This window comes from Streptomyces sp. JLYT201, assembly GCF_059448825.1.
Map to the genome: position 1 here is coordinate 7,558,730 of NZ_CM182551.1, position 19,621 is coordinate 7,578,350.

The following is a 19,621-nucleotide window of genomic DNA, read 5'->3' on the forward strand; positions in this document are numbered from 1 at the left end:
CGCATGCCGAAATTCGAATCCGCAGACTCGATTATGAGTCGCCGGGAGAATCCGCTAAAGTAGTGACCACGCCGAAAGGCAAAGGCCCTCCAACGGCCACCGGAAATGAAATCCGAACCGGGAACGGAACGGAAAACGGATCTGGTAGGGTTGGAAACACGAAATACCGAAGGGAAGCGCCCGGAGGAAAGCCCGAGAGGGTGAGTACAAAGGAAGCGTCCGTTCCTTGAGAACTCAACAGCGTGCCAAAAGTCAACGCCAGATATGTTGATACCCCGTCTGCCGGACATCAGTTCCGGCGGCGAGGTTCCTTTGAAAAAGTCCTCTCGCCGATGTGTGGGAGGCGCACAGCGAGGACGCTGTGAACGACCGGGATTATTCCTCCTGGTTGTTCCGCTCTCGTGGTGTTGCACCCGATTACGGGTACACATTCACGGAGAGTTTGATCCTGGCTCAGGACGAACGCTGGCGGCGTGCTTAACACATGCAAGTCGAACGATGAAGCCCTTCGGGGTGGATTAGTGGCGAACGGGTGAGTAACACGTGGGCAATCTGCCCTGCACTCTGGGACAAGCCCTGGAAACGGGGTCTAATACCGGATATGACACGGGATCGCATGATCTTCGTGTGGAAAGCTCCGGCGGTGCAGGATGAGCCCGCGGCCTATCAGCTAGTTGGTGAGGTAACGGCTCACCAAGGCGACGACGGGTAGCCGGCCTGAGAGGGCGACCGGCCACACTGGGACTGAGACACGGCCCAGACTCCTACGGGAGGCAGCAGTGGGGAATATTGCACAATGGGCGAAAGCCTGATGCAGCGACGCCGCGTGAGGGATGACGGCCTTCGGGTTGTAAACCTCTTTCAGCAGGGAAGAAGCGAAAGTGACGGTACCTGCAGAAGAAGCGCCGGCTAACTACGTGCCAGCAGCCGCGGTAATACGTAGGGCGCGAGCGTTGTCCGGAATTATTGGGCGTAAAGAGCTCGTAGGCGGCTTGTCACGTCGGTTGTGAAAGCCCGGGGCTTAACCCCGGGTCTGCAGTCGATACGGGCAGGCTAGAGTTCGGTAGGGGAGATCGGAATTCCTGGTGTAGCGGTGAAATGCGCAGATATCAGGAGGAACACCGGTGGCGAAGGCGGATCTCTGGGCCGATACTGACGCTGAGGAGCGAAAGCGTGGGGAGCGAACAGGATTAGATACCCTGGTAGTCCACGCCGTAAACGGTGGGCACTAGGTGTGGGCGACATTCCACGTCGTCCGTGCCGCAGCTAACGCATTAAGTGCCCCGCCTGGGGAGTACGGCCGCAAGGCTAAAACTCAAAGGAATTGACGGGGGCCCGCACAAGCGGCGGAGCATGTGGCTTAATTCGACGCAACGCGAAGAACCTTACCAAGGCTTGACATACACCGGAAACGGCCAGAGATGGTCGCCCCCTTGCGGTCGGTGTACAGGTGGTGCATGGCTGTCGTCAGCTCGTGTCGTGAGATGTTGGGTTAAGTCCCGCAACGAGCGCAACCCTTGTCCCGTGTTGCCAGCAGGCCCTTGTGGTGCTGGGGACTCACGGGAGACCGCCGGGGTCAACTCGGAGGAAGGTGGGGACGACGTCAAGTCATCATGCCCCTTATGTCTTGGGCTGCACACGTGCTACAATGGCCGGTACAATGAGCTGCGATACCGCGAGGTGGAGCGAATCTCAAAAAGCCGGTCTCAGTTCGGATTGGGGTCTGCAACTCGACCCCATGAAGTCGGAGTCGCTAGTAATCGCAGATCAGCATTGCTGCGGTGAATACGTTCCCGGGCCTTGTACACACCGCCCGTCACGTCACGAAAGTCGGTAACACCCGAAGCCGGTGGCCCAACCCCTTGTGGGAGGGAGCTGTCGAAGGTGGGACTGGCGATTGGGACGAAGTCGTAACAAGGTAGCCGTACCGGAAGGTGCGGCTGGATCACCTCCTTTCTAAGGAGCACTTCTTGGCTGCCAGCCTGGCTGACAGTCCAGAGGCCAGTACATCAGCGAATGTCTGATGCTGGTTGCTCATGGGTGGAACGTTGACTACTCGGCCTGGTTCACGGGTCGGAGGCTGCTAGTACTGCTCGTCAGAGCGTGGAACGCATGATCTCCGGGCGGGACCGGGTCGGGCACGCTGTTGGGTATCTGAGGGTACGGAACTTGCTTTCCGAACCTCAATGCCGACCCCGGTAAAGATCTGCTTCGGCGGGTTGTGACGGGTGGTTGGTCGTTGTTTGAGAACTGCACAGTGAACGCGAGCATCTGTGGCCAAGTTTTTAAGGGCGCACGGTGGATGCCTTGGCACCAGGAACCGATGAAGGACGTGGGAGGCCACGATAGTCCCCGGGGAGTCGTCAACCAGGCTTTGATCCGGGGGTTTCCGAATGGGGAAACCCGGCAGTCGTCATGGGCTGTCACCCACCGCTGAATATATAGGCGGTGTGGAGGGAACGCGGGGAAGTGAAACATCTCAGTACCCGCAGGAAGAGAAAACAACCGTGATTCCGGGAGTAGTGGCGAGCGAAACTGGATGAGGCCAAACCTCAAGCGTGTGAGACCCGGCAGGGGTTGCGCTTGGGGGGTTGTGGGATCTCTCTTTCACAGTCTGCCGGCTGTGAGACGAGTCAGAAACCGTTGATGTAGGCGAAGGACATGCGAAAGGTCCGGCGTAGAGGGTAAGACCCCCGTAGTCGAAACGTCAGCGGCTCGTTTGAGAGACACCCAAGTAGCACGGGGCCCGAGAAATCCCGTGTGAATCTGGCGGGACCACCCGTTAAGCCTAAATATTCCCTGGTGACCGATAGCGGATAGTACCGTGAGGGAATGGTGAAAAGTACCGCGGGAGCGGAGTGAAATAGTACCTGAAACCGTGTGCCTACAAGCCGTGGGAGCGTCGGAACAAGGCTTGCCTTGTTCTCGTGACTGCGTGCCTTTTGAAGAATGAGCCTGCGAGTTTGCGGTGTGTTGCGAGGTTAACCCGTGTGGGGAAGCCGTAGCGAAAGCGAGTCCGAATAGGGCGACCCAGTAGCGCGCCCAAGACCCGAAGCGGAGTGATCTAGCCATGGGCAGGCTGAAGCGGAGGTAAGACTTCGTGGAGGGCCGAACCCACCAGGGTTGAAAACCTGGGGGATGACCTGTGGTTAGGGGTGAAAGGCCAATCAAACTCCGTGATAGCTGGTTCTCCCCGAAATGCATTTAGGTGCAGCGTCGTGTGTTTCTTGCCGGAGGTAGAGCACTGGATAGGCGATGGGCCCTACCGGGTTACTGACCTTAGCCAAACTCCGAATGCCGGTAAGTGAGAGCGCGGCAGTGAGACTGTGGGGGATAAGCTCCATGGTCGAGAGGGAAACAGCCCAGAGCATCGACTAAGGCCCCTAAGCGTACGCTAAGTGGGAAAGGATGTGGAGTCGCAGAGACAACCAGGAGGTTGGCTTAGAAGCAGCCACCCTTGAAAGAGTGCGTAATAGCTCACTGGTCTAGTGATTCCGCGCCGACAATGTAGCGGGGCTCAAGCGTACCGCCGAAGTCGTGTCATTCCAGCATGAGGGCCAACGCCCGCTGGGATGGGTAGGGGAGCGTCGTGTGCCGGGTGAAGCTGCGCCGGAAGGCAGTGGTGGACGGTTCACGAGTGAGAATGCAGGCATGAGTAGCGATACATACGTGAGAAACGTGTGCGCCGATTGACTAAGGGTTCCTGGGTCAAGCTGATCTGCCCAGGGTAAGTCGGGACCTAAGGCGAGGCCGACAGGCGTAGTCGATGGATAACCGGTTGATATTCCGGTACCCGCTTTGAAACGCCCAATATCGAGCCCATTAATGCTAAGGCCGTGAAGCCGCCCTGGAGCCTTCGGGCAAAGGGGAGTGGTGGAGCCGCCGATCCAAGGTGGTAGTAGGTAAGCGATGGGGTGACGCAGGAAGGTAGTCCAGCCCGGGCGGTGGTTGTCCCGGGGTAAGGGTGTAGGACGTCAGGTAGGCAAATCCGCCTGACATTAAGTCTGAGACCTGATGCCGAGCCGATTGTGGTGAAGTGGATGATCCTATGCTGTCGAGAAAAGCCTCTAGCGAGTTTCATGGCGGCCCGTACCCTAAACCGACTCAGGTGGTCAGGTAGAGAATACCGAGGCGTTCGGGTGAACTATGGTTAAGGAACTCGGCAAAATGCCCCCGTAACTTCGGGAGAAGGGGGGCCACACCCGGTGACGGCACTTGCTGCCAGAGCTGGGGGTGGCCGCAGAGACCAGCGAGAAGCGACTGTTTACTAAAAACACAGGTCCGTGCGAAGCCGTAAGGCGATGTATACGGACTGACGCCTGCCCGGTGCTGGAACGTTAAGGGGACCGGTTAGTCACTCTTCGGGGTGGCGAAGCTGAGAACTTAAGCGCCAGTAAACGGCGGTGGTAACTATAACCATCCTAAGGTAGCGAAATTCCTTGTCGGGTAAGTTCCGACCTGCACGAATGGCGTAACGACTTCTCGACTGTCTCAACCATAGGCCCGGTGAAATTGCACTACGAGTAAAGATGCTCGTTTCGCGCAGCAGGACGGAAAGACCCCGGGACCTTTACTACAGTTTGATATTGGTGTTCGGTTCGGCTTGTGTAGGATAGGTGGGAGACTGTGAACCCGGTACGCCAGTATCGGGGGAGTCGCCGTTGAAATACCACTCTGGTCGTGCTGGATGTCTAACCTGGGTCCGTGATCCGGATCAGGGACAGTGTCTGATGGGTAGTTTAACTGGGGCGGTTGCCTCCCAAAGGGTAACGGAGGCGCCCAAAGGTTCCCTCAGCCTGGTTGGTAATCAGGTGTTGAGTGTAAGTGCACAAGGGAGCTTGACTGTGAGACTGACGGGTCGAGCAGGGACGAAAGTCGGGACTAGTGATCCGGCGGTGGCTTGTGGAAGCGCCGTCGCTCAACGGATAAAAGGTACCCCGGGGATAACAGGCTGATCTTCCCCAAGAGTCCATATCGACGGGATGGTTTGGCACCTCGATGTCGGCTCGTCGCATCCTGGGGCTGGAGTCGGTCCCAAGGGTTGGGCTGTTCGCCCATTAAAGCGGTACGCGAGCTGGGTTTAGAACGTCGTGAGACAGTTCGGTCCCTATCCGCTGTGCGCGTAGGAATATTGAGAAGGGCTGTCCCTAGTACGAGAGGACCGGGACGGACGAACCTCTGGTGTGCCAGTTGTTCTGCCAAGGGCATGGCTGGTTGGCTACGTTCGGGAGGGATAACCGCTGAAAGCATCTAAGCGGGAAGCCTGCTTCGAGATGAGTATTCCCACCCACTTGATGGGGTAAGGCTCCCAGTAGACGACTGGGTTGATAGGCCAGATATGGAAGCCTGGTAACGGGTGGAGTTGACTGGTACTAATAGGCCGAGGGCTTGTCCTCAGTTGCTCGCGTTCACTGTGTTGGTTCTGAAACCACGAACAGCCGTGTCGGCTGAACAACACCACTTAATTGAAGAGTGTGCTTGTTCGCTGCCCTGTTTGAGGTCCCGCTTCGCGGCGGGAATTCATAGGGTTTCGGTGGTCATAGCGTGAGGGAAACGCCCGGTTACATTCCGAACCCGGAAGCTAAGCCTTACAGCGCCGATGGTACTGCAGGGGGGACCCTGTGGGAGAGTAGGACGCCGCCGAACAATCTTTGGAGGACCCTTGGTCCCAGCGTTCACGCTGGGACCAAGGGTCCTTTTTGTTTTGCCGAAGGGCGCAGACTACGCGGCTGCGTCAGAATGACTGCGGTACCGAAGACTAGGAGTCACCGATGTCCACCAACTCTCCCGACGAGCGACCGGAGCGCGAGCAGCGCCGCCGGGACGGTGGCGACCGGGGCGGCTACCGAAGCGGACCGCGTCGCGACAACGACCGCGGCGGGTTCCGCCGTGACGACCGCGGTGACCGTGGTGACCGCGGTGGGTTCCGCCGTGATGACAACCGTGGTGGCTTCCGTGGCCGCGACGACCGGCGTGACGATCGCCGGGATGACCGGCGTGACGACCGTGACCGTGGCGATCGTGGCGGTTTCCGTCGTGACGACAGCCGTGGTGGGGACCGTGATCGTGGGTTCCGTCGTGATGGGGACCGTCCGGCCTTCCGCCGCGACGACCGCCGCGACGACCGCGGTGACCGCGGTGGGTTCCGCCGTGATGACAACCGTGGTGGCTTCCGTGGCCGCGACGACCGGCGCGATGACCGTCGTGACGACCGGGACCGTGGTGAGCGCGGTGGCTTCCGCCAAGACGATCGCGGTGGCTTCCGTCGCGACGACCGGCGCGATGACCGTGACCGTGGCGGCTTCCGCCGCGACGGCGACCGCCCGGCCTTCCGCCGTGACGACCGGCGCGACGACCGCGACCGTGGCGATCGTGGCGGTTTCCGTCGTGACGACAGCCGTGGTGGGGACCGGGACCGTGGGTTCCGTCGTGATGGGGACCGTCCGGCCTTCCGCCGTGACGACCGGCGTGATGACCGCGGTGACCGCGGTGGGTTCCGCCGTGATGACAACCGTGGTGGCTTCCGTGGCCGCGACGACCGGCGTGACGATCGCCGCGATGACCGCCGTGACGACCGCGACCGCGGTGACCGTGGCGGCTTCCGTCGCGACGACCGTCGTGACGACCGCGATCGTGGTGAGCGCGGTGGCTTCCGCCAGGACGATCGCGGTGGCTTCCGTCGCGACGACCGGCGCGATGACCGTGACCGTGGTGACCGTGGCGGCTTCCGCCGCGACGGCGACCGCCCGGCCTTCCGCCGTGACGACCGGCGCGACGACCGCCGCGATGACCGGCGTGACGACCGCGACCGCGGTGACCGCGGTGGCTTCCGCCGTGACGACAACCGGGGTGGCTTCCGTGGGAACGGGCCCCGGCGCGACGACGGCCGGGGACGCCCGGGCGGCGGCGGTTTCCGTGGCCGCGACGACCGGGGCGACCGCGGCGGCTTCCGCCGTGACGACCGCCGTGACGACCGCGGTGACCGCGAGCCGGTCAAGCGGCTGCCGATCCCCGAGGACGTCACTGGCGAGGAGATCGACAAGGACGTGCGCCAGGAGCTCCAGAGCATGCCGAAGGGGCTCGCTGACGACGTCGCCAAGAACCTGGTGATGGTCGCCAGGCTCATCGACGAGGACCCCGAGCAGGCCTACGGCTACGCGAAGGTCGCCCTGCGCCTCGCCTCGCGCGTCGCGGCCGTACGCGAGGCTGCGGGCTTCGCCGCGTACGCGAACCAGAAGTACAGCGAGGCGCTGGCGGAGTTCCGCACCGCCCGGCGGATGACCGGCAACGTGGAGCTGTGGCCGGTCATGGCCGACTGCGAGCGCGGGCTCGGCCGGCCGGAGAAGGCCCTGGAGATGGCCGGTGCGCCCGAGGTGCACAAGCTGGACAAGGCCGGGCAGGTCGAGATGCGCCTCGTGGCCGCCGGAGCCCGGCGTGACATGGGGCAGCTCGACGCCGCGATCGTGACGCTGCAGAGCCCCGAGCTGGCCTCCAACTCGGTGCAGCCCTGGACCGCGCGGCTGCGGTACGCGTACGCCGACGCGCTGCTGGCCGCCGGGCGCGAGGACGAGGCGCGCGAGTGGTTCGCCAAGGCTGTCGAGTCCGACAAGGACGGCAGCACGGACGCCTCCGACCGGCTCGCCGAGCTGGACGGCGTCGAGTTCGTCGATGCCCTCGTGACGGACGGCGAAGCCCCCGAGCAGCCGGTGGACGGCGACGAGCCGCAGGCCCCCGCCGAGGCCGACGCCGAGACCCCGGAGCGGGACGAGGACTGACGTCCAGGCGCAGCAAGAGCAGTACGAGCAGCAAGAGCAGTGAGCGACAGGGGCGGCCCTCCACACGGAGGGCCGCCCCTGCGGCGTAACGGATGACCGCGTACGGATAGAGAGACGTACAGGCGCGTCGGCGGGTGGCCGTCGCGCCCGTCGGCCTCGGGCTAGAACGCCAGGTCGCGCAGGACCACGCCCGTCGCGGGCTTCGGGCCGAACGACGTCGACTTGCGGGGCATCGTGACGCCCTGCTGCGCCAGGTCGCGGACGACCTCCTCACGGACCGGGTGCATGAGGACGGCCGTGCCGCCCTCGCGCTCGGCCTTCTCGACCGTGGCCTCCGTGTGGTGGATGTACGCGATGTGCTCGGGGGCGTCCGGGATGCGCCAGATGTGGTCCAGGAGCGTGGCGTGCAGGACCGTCGCGTCGAGGGTGCGCCACGCCTCCGGACGGCCGAGGGGGACCGTACGGGCGATCAGGTCCGGGGACGGGCGGTCGATCAGGTGGTACGTGCCGTCGCCCGCCAGCAGGAAGGCGTTGCCCTCCGAGACGGCGTCCGCGAGGGCGTCCAGGGCCTGGCCGAGCGGGCACTCCAGAGTGCGTACCCGGAAGGAGCCGTCCAGGGCCGCCAGGGCGTCGGCGACCGGGAGGCGGTGGAGGTAGCGGTGGATGGCGCGGACCCGCAGCGGATAGCGGAAGGTGTCCACGAGCAGGACCAGACCGAAGTCCCACGGGCTCGGCGAGCCGTGCTCGCCGCGCAGCCGCAGATAGGTGGCCCAGCGGTGGTGGCCGTCGGCGATCAGGGCCTGGTGACGGGCCAGATCTGACTGGATCACGGCGACCTCGGCCGGGTCCGTCACCGCCCACAGACGGTGGCTGAAACCGTCCTCCGTGGTCGTCGAGAGCAACGGCTTGTGGAGTATGGCGCGCTCTATGGCGGTGGCGGCGCCTCCCGGGGCCGCGTCACCGCGGTAGGTCAGGAGCAGCGGTTCGAGGTTCGCCGCCGTCGCGCGCATCAGGGCGGCGCGGTCGTCGATCACGTGCGGCATGACGTCCTCGTGCGGCAGGACGACGCCTTGCGACGGCTCGGACAGGCGCAGGGCGCCGATGATGCCGCGCTGCAGGATGTCGCCGTCGTGCTGTTCGTACACGTACAGGCTGGGCAGCGCGTCCGGGGCGAGGACGCCCTCGCTCAGCCAGTCGTGCAGGGTGTCCGCGGCCTGCTGGTCGCGCGCGGCCTGGGTGGTGGCCTGCGGCAGGATGAGACGGACGATGTTGTGCGGGTCGGAGGACTCCAACTCCAGGAGCCCGTCGGGCCGTACCACCACGTCGTACGGAGGTGAGGTCACGGCGGCGAGACTGCCGACCTGCTGCGGGTCGTAGCGCACGCCGCGGAACGGAATCAGGTCGAGGCCTTGGACGTCCGTGTGACCCACTGTGTTCATTAGTGCATCGTAAGTGTGTCAGTGGCATGCGCGATGATCGGTGTAGTGGATCTCACGAGGAGCGATACGTAATGAGCCAGACCGGCGGTCAGAGCGTCCGGACCCGGCCCGCGGGCAGCGCGCGTGCGCTCAGCGAGGCGTACGACACGGCACTGCTCGACCTGGACGGAGTGGTGTACGCGGGCGGGCACGCGATCGCGCACGCCGTGGAGTCGCTCGAAACGGCCCGCTCAGGCGGCATGCATCTCGCGTACGTGACGAACAACGCGCTGCGCACCCCGGAAGCCGTGGCGGAGCACCTGACCGAGCTCGGCATCCCCGCCGAGCCGTCGGACGTGATCACCTCGGCGCAGGCCGTGGCGCGCCTGATGAGTGACCAACTGCCCACGGGAGCAAGGGTGTTGGTGGTCGGCGGCGAGGGCCTGAGGGTCGCTCTGCGTGAGCGCGGCCTGGAGCCCGTGGAGTCGGCGGACGATTCGCCGGCGGCGGTGGTGCAGGGGTACGGCGGGCCCGAGTTGCCGTGGGGGCGGTTCGCGGAGGCCTGTTACGCGATCGCGCGCGGGGTGCCGTGGTTCGCCTCCAACACGGACCTGACGATCCCCGGCGCCCGGGGCATCGCGCCGGGGAACGGCGCGGCCGTGGAGGTGGTCCGCATCGCCACGGGAGCGGAGCCGCAGGTGGCCGGGAAGCCGCTGCCTCCCATGCACCGGGAGACGATCCTGCGGACCGGGGCGAAGCGGCCGCTGGTGGTGGGCGACCGGCTCGACACGGACATCGAGGGGGCGTTCAACGGCGGTGTGGACTCGCTGCTCGTCCTCACGGGCGTGACGGACGGGGCGGCACTGCTCGCCGCGCGGCCCGAGCACCGGCCGACGTACGTCGACGCCGACCTGCGGGGGCTGCTGGGCGGGCAGCCCGAAGTGGAGTCCGTAGAGGGCGGGTTCGCGTGCGGGGGCTGGAGCGCTTCCGCGCGCGGGGACGCGCTGGCACTCGAAGGCGAAGGCGCCGCGCTCGACGGGCTGCGGGCGCTGTGCGCGGTGGCCTGGAGCGAGGCGGGGGACGGGGCGTGCGGGCTCGACGGGGAGAAGGCGCTGGCCCGGCTCGGGTTGTGAAGGGCCGCCTCTCCCGGGGCCGCCCCGGTCTTCAGGGCGTGAGTTTCGCGGACTTGGCGACGGCCTCGGCCAGGAGTTCCAGGACCGGGGCGTAACCCGTGTAGCTGTAGCGCTCCTCCACGGATTACGGGACGATCTGGCCCGCCTTCACCGCGGGGAGCGCGGCTTGCTCACGTCGAGGTCGCCCGGCTGCGGGTCGAGGTCGAGGGCGGCGCCCGCGGACAGCAGTGCGTGCCGGGAGGGACCGGCGGGCCGGAGGGCGCGAGAGGACCGGGGCGTGCGTGGTTCTTCTCTCATCGAACCAGCAGGGGGTCAATGGGAGGGTAGGCTAACCTAACCTCGTGTTGGTCGACAGTCCCCCCGAACCCCGCGCGGAATCCCCGGCCGCGCCGCCCAACCGCCGCGCGCTGCGCGGCATCGGGCTGCTCCTCTCCGCCGTCCTGCTGCTGGCCGTCGTGTTCGCCAGCATCTCCGTCGGAGCCAAACCGCTGTCCATGGGCCAGGTCTGGCACGGTCTTTTCCAGGACTCGGGGACGTACGCCGACGTGGTCGTCGGCGAGCGGGTCTCGCGGACGCTGCTCGGGGTGCTCGTGGGGGTCGCCCTCGGCCTCTCCGGCGCCGTCCTGCAGGCCCTGACCCGCAATCCGCTGGCCGACCCGGGACTGCTCGGCATCAACATGGGCGCCTCGGCCGCCGTCGTCACCGCCATCAGCTTCTTCGGCGTCACCTCGCTGAGCGGCTATGTGTGGTTCGCCTTCGCGGGGTCCGCGATCGTCGGTGTACTCGTGTACATGCTCGGCGGCACCCGCAACGCCACGCCCGTGCGGCTCGCGCTCGCCGGCACGGCCCTGACCGCGGCGCTCACCGGCTATCTGCAGGCCGTGATGATCACCGACAACACCGCGCTCGACAAGATGCGCTTCTGGACCGTGGGCTCGCTCGCCTCGGCCAAGACGGAGACCATCCAGCAGGTCCTGCCGTTCCTCGTCCTCGGCATCCTCATCGCGCTGGGCCTCGCCCGGCCGCTGAACGCGCTCGGCATGGGCGACGACACCGCCCGCGCCCTCGGCGCCCGGCTGAACCGGACCCGCGCGCTCTCCATGGCCGCCGCGACGCTGCTGTGCGGGGCCGCCACCGCCGCCTGCGGGCCCATCATGTTCGTCGGCCTGATGGTGCCGCACGTCGTGCGCTCCTTCACCGGGCCCGACATGCGCTGGATCATGCCGTACGCGGCGCTCCTCTCGCCCGTGCTGCTGCTCGGCGCGGACGTCCTCGGCCGCGTGGTCTCGCGCCCCGCGGAGCTCCAGGTCGGCGTCGTCACCGCGGCCATCGGCGCCCCGGTCTTCATCTTCCTGGTACGACGGCAGAGGATGGCCCAGCTGTGAAGGCGATACGCACCAAGGGCGGGCTCTCCGTCCGCCTCGACGTCCGCTCGGCCGTGGTCGTGGCGGCGCTCGTGGTCGCCGGGCTCGCCGCGAGCGTCGTGCTGATCGGCACCGGCGACTTCCCCATCCCGGCCGCCGACGTCATCCGCACGCTGCTCGGCAACGGCGACGCCGGGCAGGAGTTCATCATCAACGACCTGCGGCTGCCGCGGGTCCTCGTCGGCCTGCTCGTGGGCGCGTCCCTCGGGCTCGGCGGCGCCCTGTTCCAGTCCATCTCCCGCAATCCGCTGGGCAGCCCGGACGTGCTCGGCCTCGGGCAGGGCGCGACCGCGGGCGCGCTCCTGATGATCGTCGTCTTCTCCGGCGGCGCGGCGCAGGTCGCGGCCGGAGCGCTCGTCGGCGGCCTCGTCACCGGCGCCGCGATGTATCTGCTCGCCTGGAAGCAGGGCGTGCACGGCTACCGGTTCGTCCTCGTCGGCATCGGCATGAACGCCCTCGCCGTCGCCGTGAACGGCTATCTGCTCACCAAGGCCGACTTCGTCGACGCCGCGCGCGCCGTCGTGTGGATGACCGGCTCGCTCGACGGCCGCGACTGGGAGCAGGTGTGGCCCCTGTTCTGGCTGTGCGTCGTGCTGCTGCCGATCGTCGTCGCGCACGCGCGCCCGCTGCGGATGCTGGAGATGGGCGACGACGTCGCGTACGCGCTCGGCGTGCCCGTCGAGCGCACCCGCGTCGCCCTGATGGGCTCCGCCGTGCTGCTCACCGCCGCCGCGACGGCCGCCGCCGGGCCCGTCAGCTTCGTTGCCCTGACCGCGCCGCAGCTCGCCCGCCGCCTCACCCGCTCACCGGGGCCGAACCTGCTGCCGTCGATGTGCATGGGCGCCACCCTGCTGATCGTCGCCGACTGGACCTCGCAGCGGGCGTTCGGCGCCGACCAGCTGCCCGTCGGCGTCGTCACGGGCGTCCTCGGCGGCGTCTATCTGCTGTGGCTCCTCGCTACCGAGCGCAAGGCGGGGCGGATATGAGCCGCACGGCACACGGCGGGCCCGCGCGGAGCGGTACCGCGCGCGGCGGAATCGGCAACAGCGGTACCGCGCGCGGCGGAACCGGGAACAGCGGCACCGCGCGCGGCGGGGCGTGGACCGGACCGCGCACCACCCCCTCGTACGAAGAAGCACACGACCAGGAGCGTGCCCAGTGAACCGGCTCATCGCCGACGACGTGACCCTCGGCTACGACCAGCGCGTCATCGCGGAGGGGCTCTCCGTCGAGATCCCCGACAACTCCTTCACGGTCATCGTCGGCCCGAACGCCTGCGGCAAGTCCACGCTCCTGCGCGCCCTGTCCCGGATGCTCAAGCCGTCGGCCGGGCGGGTGCTCCTGGACGGCGACGTCATCCACTCGATGCCCGCCAAGAAGGTCGCGCGCACCCTGGGGCTGCTCCCGCAGTCCTCGATCGCGCCCGACGGGATCACGGTGGGCGATCTGGTGGCACGCGGCCGCTACCCGCACCAGGGTTTGCTGCGCCAGTGGTCGGCCGACGACGAGCGGATCGTGCGGGAGTCGATGGAGTCCACCGGCGTCGCCGAACTCGCCGAGCGGTACGTCGACGAGCTCTCCGGCGGCCAGCGCCAGCGCGTGTGGATCGCGATGGCACTCGCCCAGCAGACACCGCTGCTGCTGCTCGACGAGCCCACCACCTTCCTCGACATCCAGCACCAGATCGACGTACTCGACCTGTGCGCCGAGCTCCACGAGGAGCAGGGCCGCACGCTCGTCGCCGTGCTGCACGACCTCAACCACGCCGCCCGGTACGCCACGCACCTCATCGCGCTGCGCGACGGCAAGGTCATCGCGCAGGGCGCGCCCCGCGACATCGTCACGGCGGATCTCGTGGAGGCGGCCTTCGGGCTGTCCTGCCAGGTCATCGACGACCCCGAGACCGGGACGCCGCTGGTGGTGCCCGCGGCCCGGCGGGCGCGCAGGACCGCGGTGGCTACAGCAGCTTCCTGAGGCGCAGCAGATCGCGGAAGCCCGCTTCGAGGCGGACACGGCCCGCGGCCCAGGCCTTGGCGAAGTCCAGGCGACCGGACACCAGCGCCACCAGGTCGTCGCCCGTCAGGGCGAGCCGGACCTGGGCCCGCTCGCGCGGCGGCCCCGGGTGATGGCCCGACACCTCGATCCGGCCGTTCTCCAGACGGCCGGTGAAGGTGGCGTCCAGATCCTTGATGTGGCAGCTCAGCGAGCGGTCCAGCGCCGCCGCACCGCGAACGTCGCCGTCGGCCGCCGCCAGGCTCGCCGACAGCCCGTCCAGTGCGCTGCGGCACTCCGCCATGGTCGCCATCGTGATCGACAGTACCGCAGGGCTTCGAGGTAGCGTCGGGGCATGAGCGACTCGACGCCGGGCCCCGAGCCCGAGGTCACAGAGGCGGACGTGCCCGTTCCGCAGCTGACGGAGGCGGCGGAGGAGGCCCACGCCGAGCCCGTCGACCCGGCCGCGCCCGCCCCCCTCGGCGTGCCCCGCACCCCCACTGGCAACGCCGACGTGGACGCCGGACTCGACCGGCTCGGCGACGCCGACCACCTCGCCACGGACGGCCACATCGAGGTGTACGAGGATGTGCACCGGGGCCTGCGCGACGCGCTGACCGCGCTGGACGCACGCCCCGGGCCCCCGACCCCCTCAGGGGCACCGACCACGAACGACAACAGGAGCTGAACCGAACGTGGCAGGAGTGGCACGCCGCCGCCTCGACGCCGAGCTGGTGCGCCGGAAGCTCGCGCGCTCGCGCGAGCACGCGAGCCAGCTGATCGCCGCCGGTCGCGTGACCGTCGGCAAGACCGTGGCGACCAAGCCCGCGACCCAGGTGGAGACGGCCGCCGCGATCGTCGTAGCCCAGGACGACGGCGACCCCGACTACGTCTCGCGCGGCGGCCACAAGCTCGCCGGCGCCCTCAAGGCCTTCGTCCCCGAGGGCCTCGTGGTGAAGGGCCGGCGCGCCCTCGACGCGGGCGCCTCCACCGGCGGTTTCACCGATGTGCTGCTGCGCTCCGGCGCCGGGCACGTCGTCGCCGTCGACGTCGGCTACGGCCAGCTCGCCTGGTCCCTGCAGAGTGACGACCGGGTCACCGTCAAGGACCGTACGAACGTACGCGAGTTGACGCTCGACCTCATCGACGGCGTCCCCGTCGACCTGGTGGTCGGCGATCTCTCCTTCATTCCGCTGGGGCTCGTGCTGCCCGCCCTGGTGCGCTGCGCGGCCCCGGACGCGGACCTCGTCCTGATGGTCAAGCCGCAGTTCGAGGTCGGCAAGGAGCGGCTCGGCAGCGGCGGCGTGGTCCGCTCACCCGAGCTGCGGGCCGAGATGGTGCGCACCGTGGCCCGGCAGGCCCACGAGCTCGGCCTCGGGGTGCGCGGGGTCACCGCGAGCCCCCTGCCCGGACCGTCCGGGAACGTCGAGTACTTTCTGTGGCTGCGCGCCGGGGCGCCGGAACTCGACCCGGCGGACGTCGACCGTGCCGTGGCGGAGGGGCCCCGTTGAGTCAGAGCCGAGCTCGTACAGTTTTTCTCCTTGCACACACCGGCCGTCCCGCGGCCATCCGCAGTGCCGAACTCGTCGTGCAGGGGCTGCTGCGCAGCGGTCTCGGCGTACGGGTCCTGGAGGCGGAGGCGGCCGACCTGCCGCTGCCGGACTCGGTGCAGACCGTCAAGGAGGCGACCCCCGCCTGCCTCGACGGGTGCGAGCTGCTCATCGTCCTCGGCGGTGACGGGACGCTGCTGCGGGGCGCCGAGTTCGCCCGCGCCTCCGGCGTGCCGATGCTCGGGGTGAACCTCGGCCGCGTCGGCTTCCTCGCCGAGGCCGAGCGGGACGACCTGGACAAGGTCGTCGACCGCGTCGTCACCAAGGCGTACGAGGTCGAGGAGCGCATGACCGTCGACGTCGTCGTGCACAGCAACGGCGATGTCGTCCACCGCGACTGGGCCCTCAACGAAGCCGCCGTGCAGAAGATGTCGGCCGAGCGGATGCTCGAGGTCGTCCTGGAGATCGACGGGCGTCCCGTCACCGGCTTCGGCTGCGACGGCATCGTGTGCGCGACCCCGACCGGCTCGACGGCCTACGCCTTCTCGGCGGGCGGGCCCGTGGTGTGGCCCGAGGTGGAGGCGCTGCTCATGGTGCCGATCAGCGCCCACGCCCTGTTCGCCAAGCCGCTGGTGACCTCGCCGGACTCGGTCCTCGCGGTTGAGGTGCAACCGCACACGCCGCACGGAGTGCTGTGGTGCGACGGGCGGCGGACCGTCGAACTGCCCGCCGGGGCACGGGTGGAGGTGCGCCGGGGGGCCGTGCCCGTACGGCTTGCGCGGCTGCACCACGCCTCGTTCACGGACAGGCTCGTGGCCAAATTCGCCCTGCCCGTGTCCGGGTGGCGGGGAGCGCCGCACTGACGCTGCCGCTGGGGCTGCGGGGGTGGCGCGTGGGGCGCCCGCGGGTTCGTCGGGGCTGGGCGCGCCGTTCCCCCGCGGCCCTGAAGGGGCGCTCCGTCTGCACGTCCGGGGATCAGGTGCCGCTCACCACGGATATCGCGCGGCGGCGCAGCACCGATGCGACCGGCAGGCCGGTGGCGGCCAGCGTCAGCAGGAGGGTGCCCGCCGCGATGCCCGCCACCACCGCACCCGGCAGATACGGCACCGCCGAGCCGAACGCCGTACTCAGGATCGGCGCGAGCGTCGCGAGGGCTATCGCGCCGCCGACGAGCAGCGCGGTCCCGGCCACGACCACGGCCTCCCACGCCGCCATCGCCCGCACTTGGCGGCGCTGGGAGCCGACCACGCGCAGCAGCGCCAGGTCGCGGCGGCGCTCGAAGGAGATCATGGCCAGCGTGTTCGCCGAGGCTATGGCGGCGAAGCCCGCGTACAGCCCCGTGCCCATGTAGTCCAGCCAGACTTCGCCGGTGGTGCCCGCGGAGCCCGTGTGGTGCTCGGCGGTCGTATGCATCGCGATCTTGGTGATGCCGAAGCCGACGACGAGCAGCAGGGGCACCACCGCGGCCGAGAAGCGCCGGGGCTGGGAGCGGACGTTGACCATCGCGAGCCGGGCCGAGGCGCCGCCGAAGCGGCCGACCGCCGCCGACACCAGCCAGGCCGCGGGCCCGATGAGCCGCGGACCGAGCAGCCCCGCGCCCACGCAGAACAGGATCAGGACCAGGAAGGCGCCCTCGCTCGCCTCGGCCGCGTCCTGCCGCGAGAGCAGCACCGACAGGGCCACGGCACCGGCCACCGCGAGCAGCCCGAGCGGGGCCCGCAGCCAGCCGAGGTCGCGTCTCCCTGCCGTCGCCTCGGCCAGCGCGCGGGCGGGACGCAGCAGGGAGAACCGCAGCGCCGACAGCACGGCGGCGAGCGCGGAGGTGACCGCCGCGACGCCCACGCACACCGGCAGCGCCAGCCAGCTGAACCGGAAGGGCACCTCGGCCGGGACCAGGCCGTGCTCCACCATGCCCGTGAACCACACGCGGGCCAGCACGCCGCCGACGGCGAAGCCGGCCAGCGCCGCCGGTATCGAGGCCGCCAGGGCCTGCCCGGCCACCGCGCGGCGGACCTGCCGGGGCCTGGCGCCGATGGAGCGCACCAGGGCCAGCTCGCGGTGCTGCTGGACGACGGCCGTGCCCATGGTCGACGCCACCACGAATATCGACATATAGATGGAGCCGATCAGGAGCACCGTGGCGATCTCGCCCACGCCGCTCTCCGTGAGGCGATGGCGGGCCTCGGCCGGGAGCCCGCTGGTGCTCGTGCTGCGCAGCACCATCGTCGAAGCGCTCACCACCGTCGCGGCGAACAGCGCCGCCACGGCCGTGCCGATGAACGCGGGGCGGTGCGCCCGCAGCGCCGCCCGTGCCAGTCCCGTACTCATACAGATCATGGTGGGGTGCCGGAGCCACCGGCCACCATGAAGATCGCCCCAGGATTTCCTGGGGGATAACCCCACTCCCGTGGGTGACAGGCGGCTCCGGCACGGCACGCCTTACCTGCGCCTTCACAGAACAGCTACGCGATGACACCAGGGCACGTCGCACACCGCCGCCCTGACCTCGTATGGTCTTGTCCGTGTTGGAGGAGATGCGGATACGGTCGCTCGGAGTCATCGACGACGCCGTGGTCGAGCTGTCGCCCGGCTTCACCGCCGTGACCGGCGAGACCGGAGCGGGCAAGACGATGGTCGTCACGAGCCTCGGGCTGCTGCTCGGCGGGCGCGCCGACCCCGCGCTGGTGCGGATCGGCGCCAAGTCGGCGGTGGTGGAGGGGCGCCTCACCGTGCCCGCGGGCGCCGCCGCGGCCCTGCGCGCCGAGGAGGCCGGGGCCGAACTGGACGACGGCGCCCTCCTGATCAGCCGCACCGTCTCCGCCGAGGGGCGCTCCCGGGCCCACCTCGGCGGTCGGTCCGTGCCCGTCGGGCTGCTGGCCGAGCTCGCCGACGACCTCGTCGCCGTCCACGGCCAGAGCGACCAGCAGGGCCTGCTCAAGCCCGCCCGGCAGCGCGGCGCGCTCGACCGGTACGCGGGGGACGCCGTCGCCGGGCCGCTGGACAAGTACACGGCGGCGTACCGGCGGCTGCGGGCCGTCAGCGCGGAGCTGGAGGAGATCACCACGCGGGCGCGGGAGCGCGCCCAGGAAGCCGACATGCTCCGCTTCGGCCTCGACGAGATCGCCGCCGTGGAGCCGCGCACCGGCGAGGACGTCGAACTCGCCGCCGAGGCCGAGCGGCTCGGCCACGCCGAGGCGCTCGCCTCCGCCGCCACCGCCGCCCACGCGGCGCTCGCGGGCAACCCCGAGGACCCGGAGGGCGTCGACGCCTCCACGCTCGTGGCGGGCGCGCACCGGGTCCTGGAGACCGTGCGGTCCCACGACTCCGCCCTCGCCGCCCTCGCCGAGCGCATCGGCGAAGTCGGCATCCTGCTCGCCGACGTGGCGGGCGAGCTCGCCGGGTACGCCGACGACCTGGACGCCGATCCGCTGCGGCTCGCCGCCGTCGAGGAGCGGCGGGCGGCGCTCACGCAGCTGACGCGCAAGTACGGCGAGGACGTCGGCGCCGTGCTCGCCTGGGCCGAGGCCGGGGCGGCGCGGCTCGCGGAGCTGGAAGGCGACGACGACCGGCTCGAGGACCTCACCGCCGAGCGGGACGCGCTGCGCACCGAACTCGCCGGGCTCGCGCGGGAGCTGACCGAGGCGCGCGCCGAGGCCGCCGCGCGGTTCGCGGCCGCCGTCACGGAGGAGCTGGCCTCGCTGGCGATGCCGCACGCGCGCGTGACGATCGACGTACGGCAGACCGACGACCCCGAGGGAGTGGAGATCGACGGGCGGACCGTCGCCTACGGCCCCTCCGGCGTCGACGAGGTCGAGCTGCTGCTCGCGCCCCACCCCGGGGCGCCGCCCCGGCCCATCGCCAAGGGCGCGTCCGGCGGTGAGCTGTCGCGCGTGATGCTCGCCGTGGAGGTCGTCTTCGCCGGGACGGACCCCGTGCCGACGTACCTCTTCGACGAGGTCGACGCGGGTGTCGGCGGCAAGGCGGCCGTCGAGATCGGGCGGCGGCTCGCGAAGCTCGCGAAGTCCGCGCAGGTGGTGGTGGTCACCCACCTTCCGCAGGTGGCGGCGTTCGCGGACCGGCAGCTGCTGGTGGAGAAGACGCACGACGGGTCCGTGACGCGGTCCGGCGTACAGGTCCTCGAGGGCGAGGACCGGGTGCGCGAGCTGTCGCGGATGCTGGCGGGCCAGGAGGACTCCGAGACGGCGCGGGCCCACGCGGAGGAGCTCCTCGCGGCGGCCCGGGCGGACGGCTAGCCCCCGGCGCGCGCCGGGGCCGCCCTCCAACACGCCCGGCGAGCACGTCGGATTCGTCAGAGACTTCCTGTCGAGG

15 protein-coding genes and 3 rRNA genes are annotated in these 19,621 nt (G+C 69.0%); 14 read left to right on the forward strand and 4 right to left on the reverse strand.

Annotation, left to right across the window (positions count from 1 at the left end; all coding sequences use genetic code 11):
* Positions 1–430 precede the first annotated feature (430 nt).
* The 5 genes from AC5WAM_RS32145 (at position 431) to AC5WAM_RS32165 (ending at position 7,775) form a co-directional block, all read left to right on the forward strand.
* A 16S ribosomal RNA gene (locus AC5WAM_RS32145) occupies positions 431–1,956 on the forward strand.
* A gap of 319 nt (positions 1,957–2,275) precedes the next feature.
* A 23S ribosomal RNA gene (locus AC5WAM_RS32150) occupies positions 2,276–5,396 on the forward strand.
* Positions 5,397–5,529: 133 nt separating this feature from the next.
* Positions 5,530–5,646, forward strand: a 5S ribosomal RNA gene (rrf, locus tag AC5WAM_RS32155).
* Together the 16S, 23S and 5S rRNA genes form the textbook arrangement of a ribosomal RNA operon.
* Before the next feature lie 243 nt (positions 5,647–5,889).
* Positions 5,890–7,110, forward strand: coding sequence for a hypothetical protein (locus tag AC5WAM_RS32160; RefSeq protein WP_495519676.1), 1,221 nt, complete (start codon positions 5,890–5,892; stop codon positions 7,108–7,110).
* Positions 7,047–7,775, forward strand: a complete 729-nt coding sequence (locus AC5WAM_RS32165; protein WP_366795762.1) for a tetratricopeptide repeat protein — start codon at positions 7,047–7,049, stop codon at positions 7,773–7,775. Before AC5WAM_RS32160 ends, AC5WAM_RS32165 begins: the two co-directional genes overlap by 64 nt.
* Positions 7,776–7,936: 161 nt before the next feature.
* Here AC5WAM_RS32165 and AC5WAM_RS32170 read toward each other — a convergent pair whose 3' ends face one another.
* Entirely contained in the window at positions 7,937–9,214 is a 1,278-nt protein-coding gene (locus AC5WAM_RS32170; RefSeq protein WP_495519677.1) for a DUF1015 family protein, read from the reverse strand.
* A gap of 71 nt (positions 9,215–9,285) precedes the next feature.
* On the opposite strand from AC5WAM_RS32170, the gene AC5WAM_RS32175 reads away from it, so the two are divergent.
* On the forward strand, positions 9,286–10,326 hold the full coding sequence (locus AC5WAM_RS32175) for an HAD-IIA family hydrolase (RefSeq protein WP_495519678.1): 1,041 nt from the start codon (positions 9,286–9,288) through the stop codon (positions 10,324–10,326).
* Between the two features lie 147 nt (positions 10,327–10,473).
* Here AC5WAM_RS32175 and AC5WAM_RS32180 read toward each other — a convergent pair whose 3' ends face one another.
* On the reverse strand, positions 10,474–10,623 hold the full coding sequence (locus AC5WAM_RS32180) for a hypothetical protein (protein ID WP_495519679.1): 150 nt from the start codon (positions 10,621–10,623) through the stop codon (positions 10,474–10,476).
* Positions 10,624–10,667: 44 nt separating this feature from the next.
* On the opposite strand from AC5WAM_RS32180, the gene AC5WAM_RS32185 reads away from it, so the two are divergent.
* The 4 genes from AC5WAM_RS32185 to AC5WAM_RS32200 are packed head-to-tail and all read left to right on the forward strand — an operon-like array spanning position 10,668 to position 13,724.
* Positions 10,668–11,711 carry a FecCD family ABC transporter permease gene (locus AC5WAM_RS32185; protein ID WP_495519680.1) on the forward strand — a complete coding sequence of 348 codons (1,044 nt, stop codon included), beginning with the start codon at positions 10,668–10,670 and terminating at the stop codon, positions 11,709–11,711.
* Positions 11,708–12,736 (forward strand): FecCD family ABC transporter permease, encoded by a 1,029-nt coding sequence (locus tag AC5WAM_RS32190; protein ID WP_495519681.1) that lies wholly within the window; start codon positions 11,708–11,710, stop codon positions 12,734–12,736. Before AC5WAM_RS32185 ends, AC5WAM_RS32190 begins: the two co-directional genes overlap by 4 nt.
* Positions 12,733–12,912 (forward strand): hypothetical protein, encoded by a 180-nt coding sequence (locus tag AC5WAM_RS32195; protein WP_495519682.1) that lies wholly within the window; start codon positions 12,733–12,735, stop codon positions 12,910–12,912. The genes AC5WAM_RS32190 and AC5WAM_RS32195 overlap by 4 nt, the downstream gene beginning before the upstream one ends.
* The gene (locus tag AC5WAM_RS32200; RefSeq protein ID WP_138958902.1) at positions 12,909–13,724 is read left to right on the forward strand and encodes an ABC transporter ATP-binding protein; all 816 of its coding nucleotides are present in this window, start codon (positions 12,909–12,911) and stop codon (positions 13,722–13,724) included. Before AC5WAM_RS32195 ends, AC5WAM_RS32200 begins: the two co-directional genes overlap by 4 nt.
* On the opposite strand, the gene AC5WAM_RS32205 is transcribed toward AC5WAM_RS32200, so the two are convergent.
* Positions 13,708–14,055 carry an SCP2 sterol-binding domain-containing protein gene (locus AC5WAM_RS32205; protein WP_366795755.1) on the reverse strand — a complete coding sequence of 116 codons (348 nt, stop codon included), beginning with the start codon at positions 14,053–14,055 and terminating at the stop codon, positions 13,708–13,710. The two genes, AC5WAM_RS32200 and AC5WAM_RS32205, sit on opposite strands and share 17 nt — an antisense overlap.
* A 42-nt stretch (positions 14,056–14,097) precedes the next feature.
* Between AC5WAM_RS32205 and AC5WAM_RS32210 the strand changes: the two genes are divergently transcribed.
* The 3 genes from AC5WAM_RS32210 to AC5WAM_RS32220 are packed head-to-tail and all read left to right on the forward strand — an operon-like array spanning position 14,098 to position 16,155.
* Positions 14,098–14,430, forward strand: a complete 333-nt coding sequence (locus tag AC5WAM_RS32210; protein WP_495519683.1) for a hypothetical protein — start codon at positions 14,098–14,100, stop codon at positions 14,428–14,430.
* Positions 14,431–14,437: 7 nt separating this feature from the next.
* Positions 14,438–15,253 (forward strand): TlyA family RNA methyltransferase, encoded by an 816-nt coding sequence (locus tag AC5WAM_RS32215; protein ID WP_366795753.1) that lies wholly within the window; start codon positions 14,438–14,440, stop codon positions 15,251–15,253.
* Complete coding sequence (locus tag AC5WAM_RS32220) at positions 15,250–16,155, forward strand: NAD kinase (protein ID WP_138958898.1); 906 nt, start codon at positions 15,250–15,252, stop codon at positions 16,153–16,155. Before AC5WAM_RS32215 ends, AC5WAM_RS32220 begins: the two co-directional genes overlap by 4 nt.
* Positions 16,156–16,267: 112 nt before the next feature.
* Here the strand turns inward: AC5WAM_RS32220 and AC5WAM_RS32225 are convergent, their stop codons facing one another.
* Positions 16,268–17,620 carry an FtsX-like permease family protein gene (locus AC5WAM_RS32225; RefSeq protein ID WP_495519684.1) on the reverse strand — a complete coding sequence of 451 codons (1,353 nt, stop codon included), beginning with the start codon at positions 17,618–17,620 and terminating at the stop codon, positions 16,268–16,270.
* Positions 17,621–17,802: 182 nt separating this feature from the next.
* On the opposite strand from AC5WAM_RS32225, the gene recN reads away from it, so the two are divergent.
* Entirely contained in the window at positions 17,803–19,545 is a 1,743-nt protein-coding gene (gene recN, locus AC5WAM_RS32230; RefSeq protein WP_495519685.1) for a DNA repair protein RecN, read from the forward strand.
* Positions 19,546–19,621 lie beyond the last annotated feature (76 nt).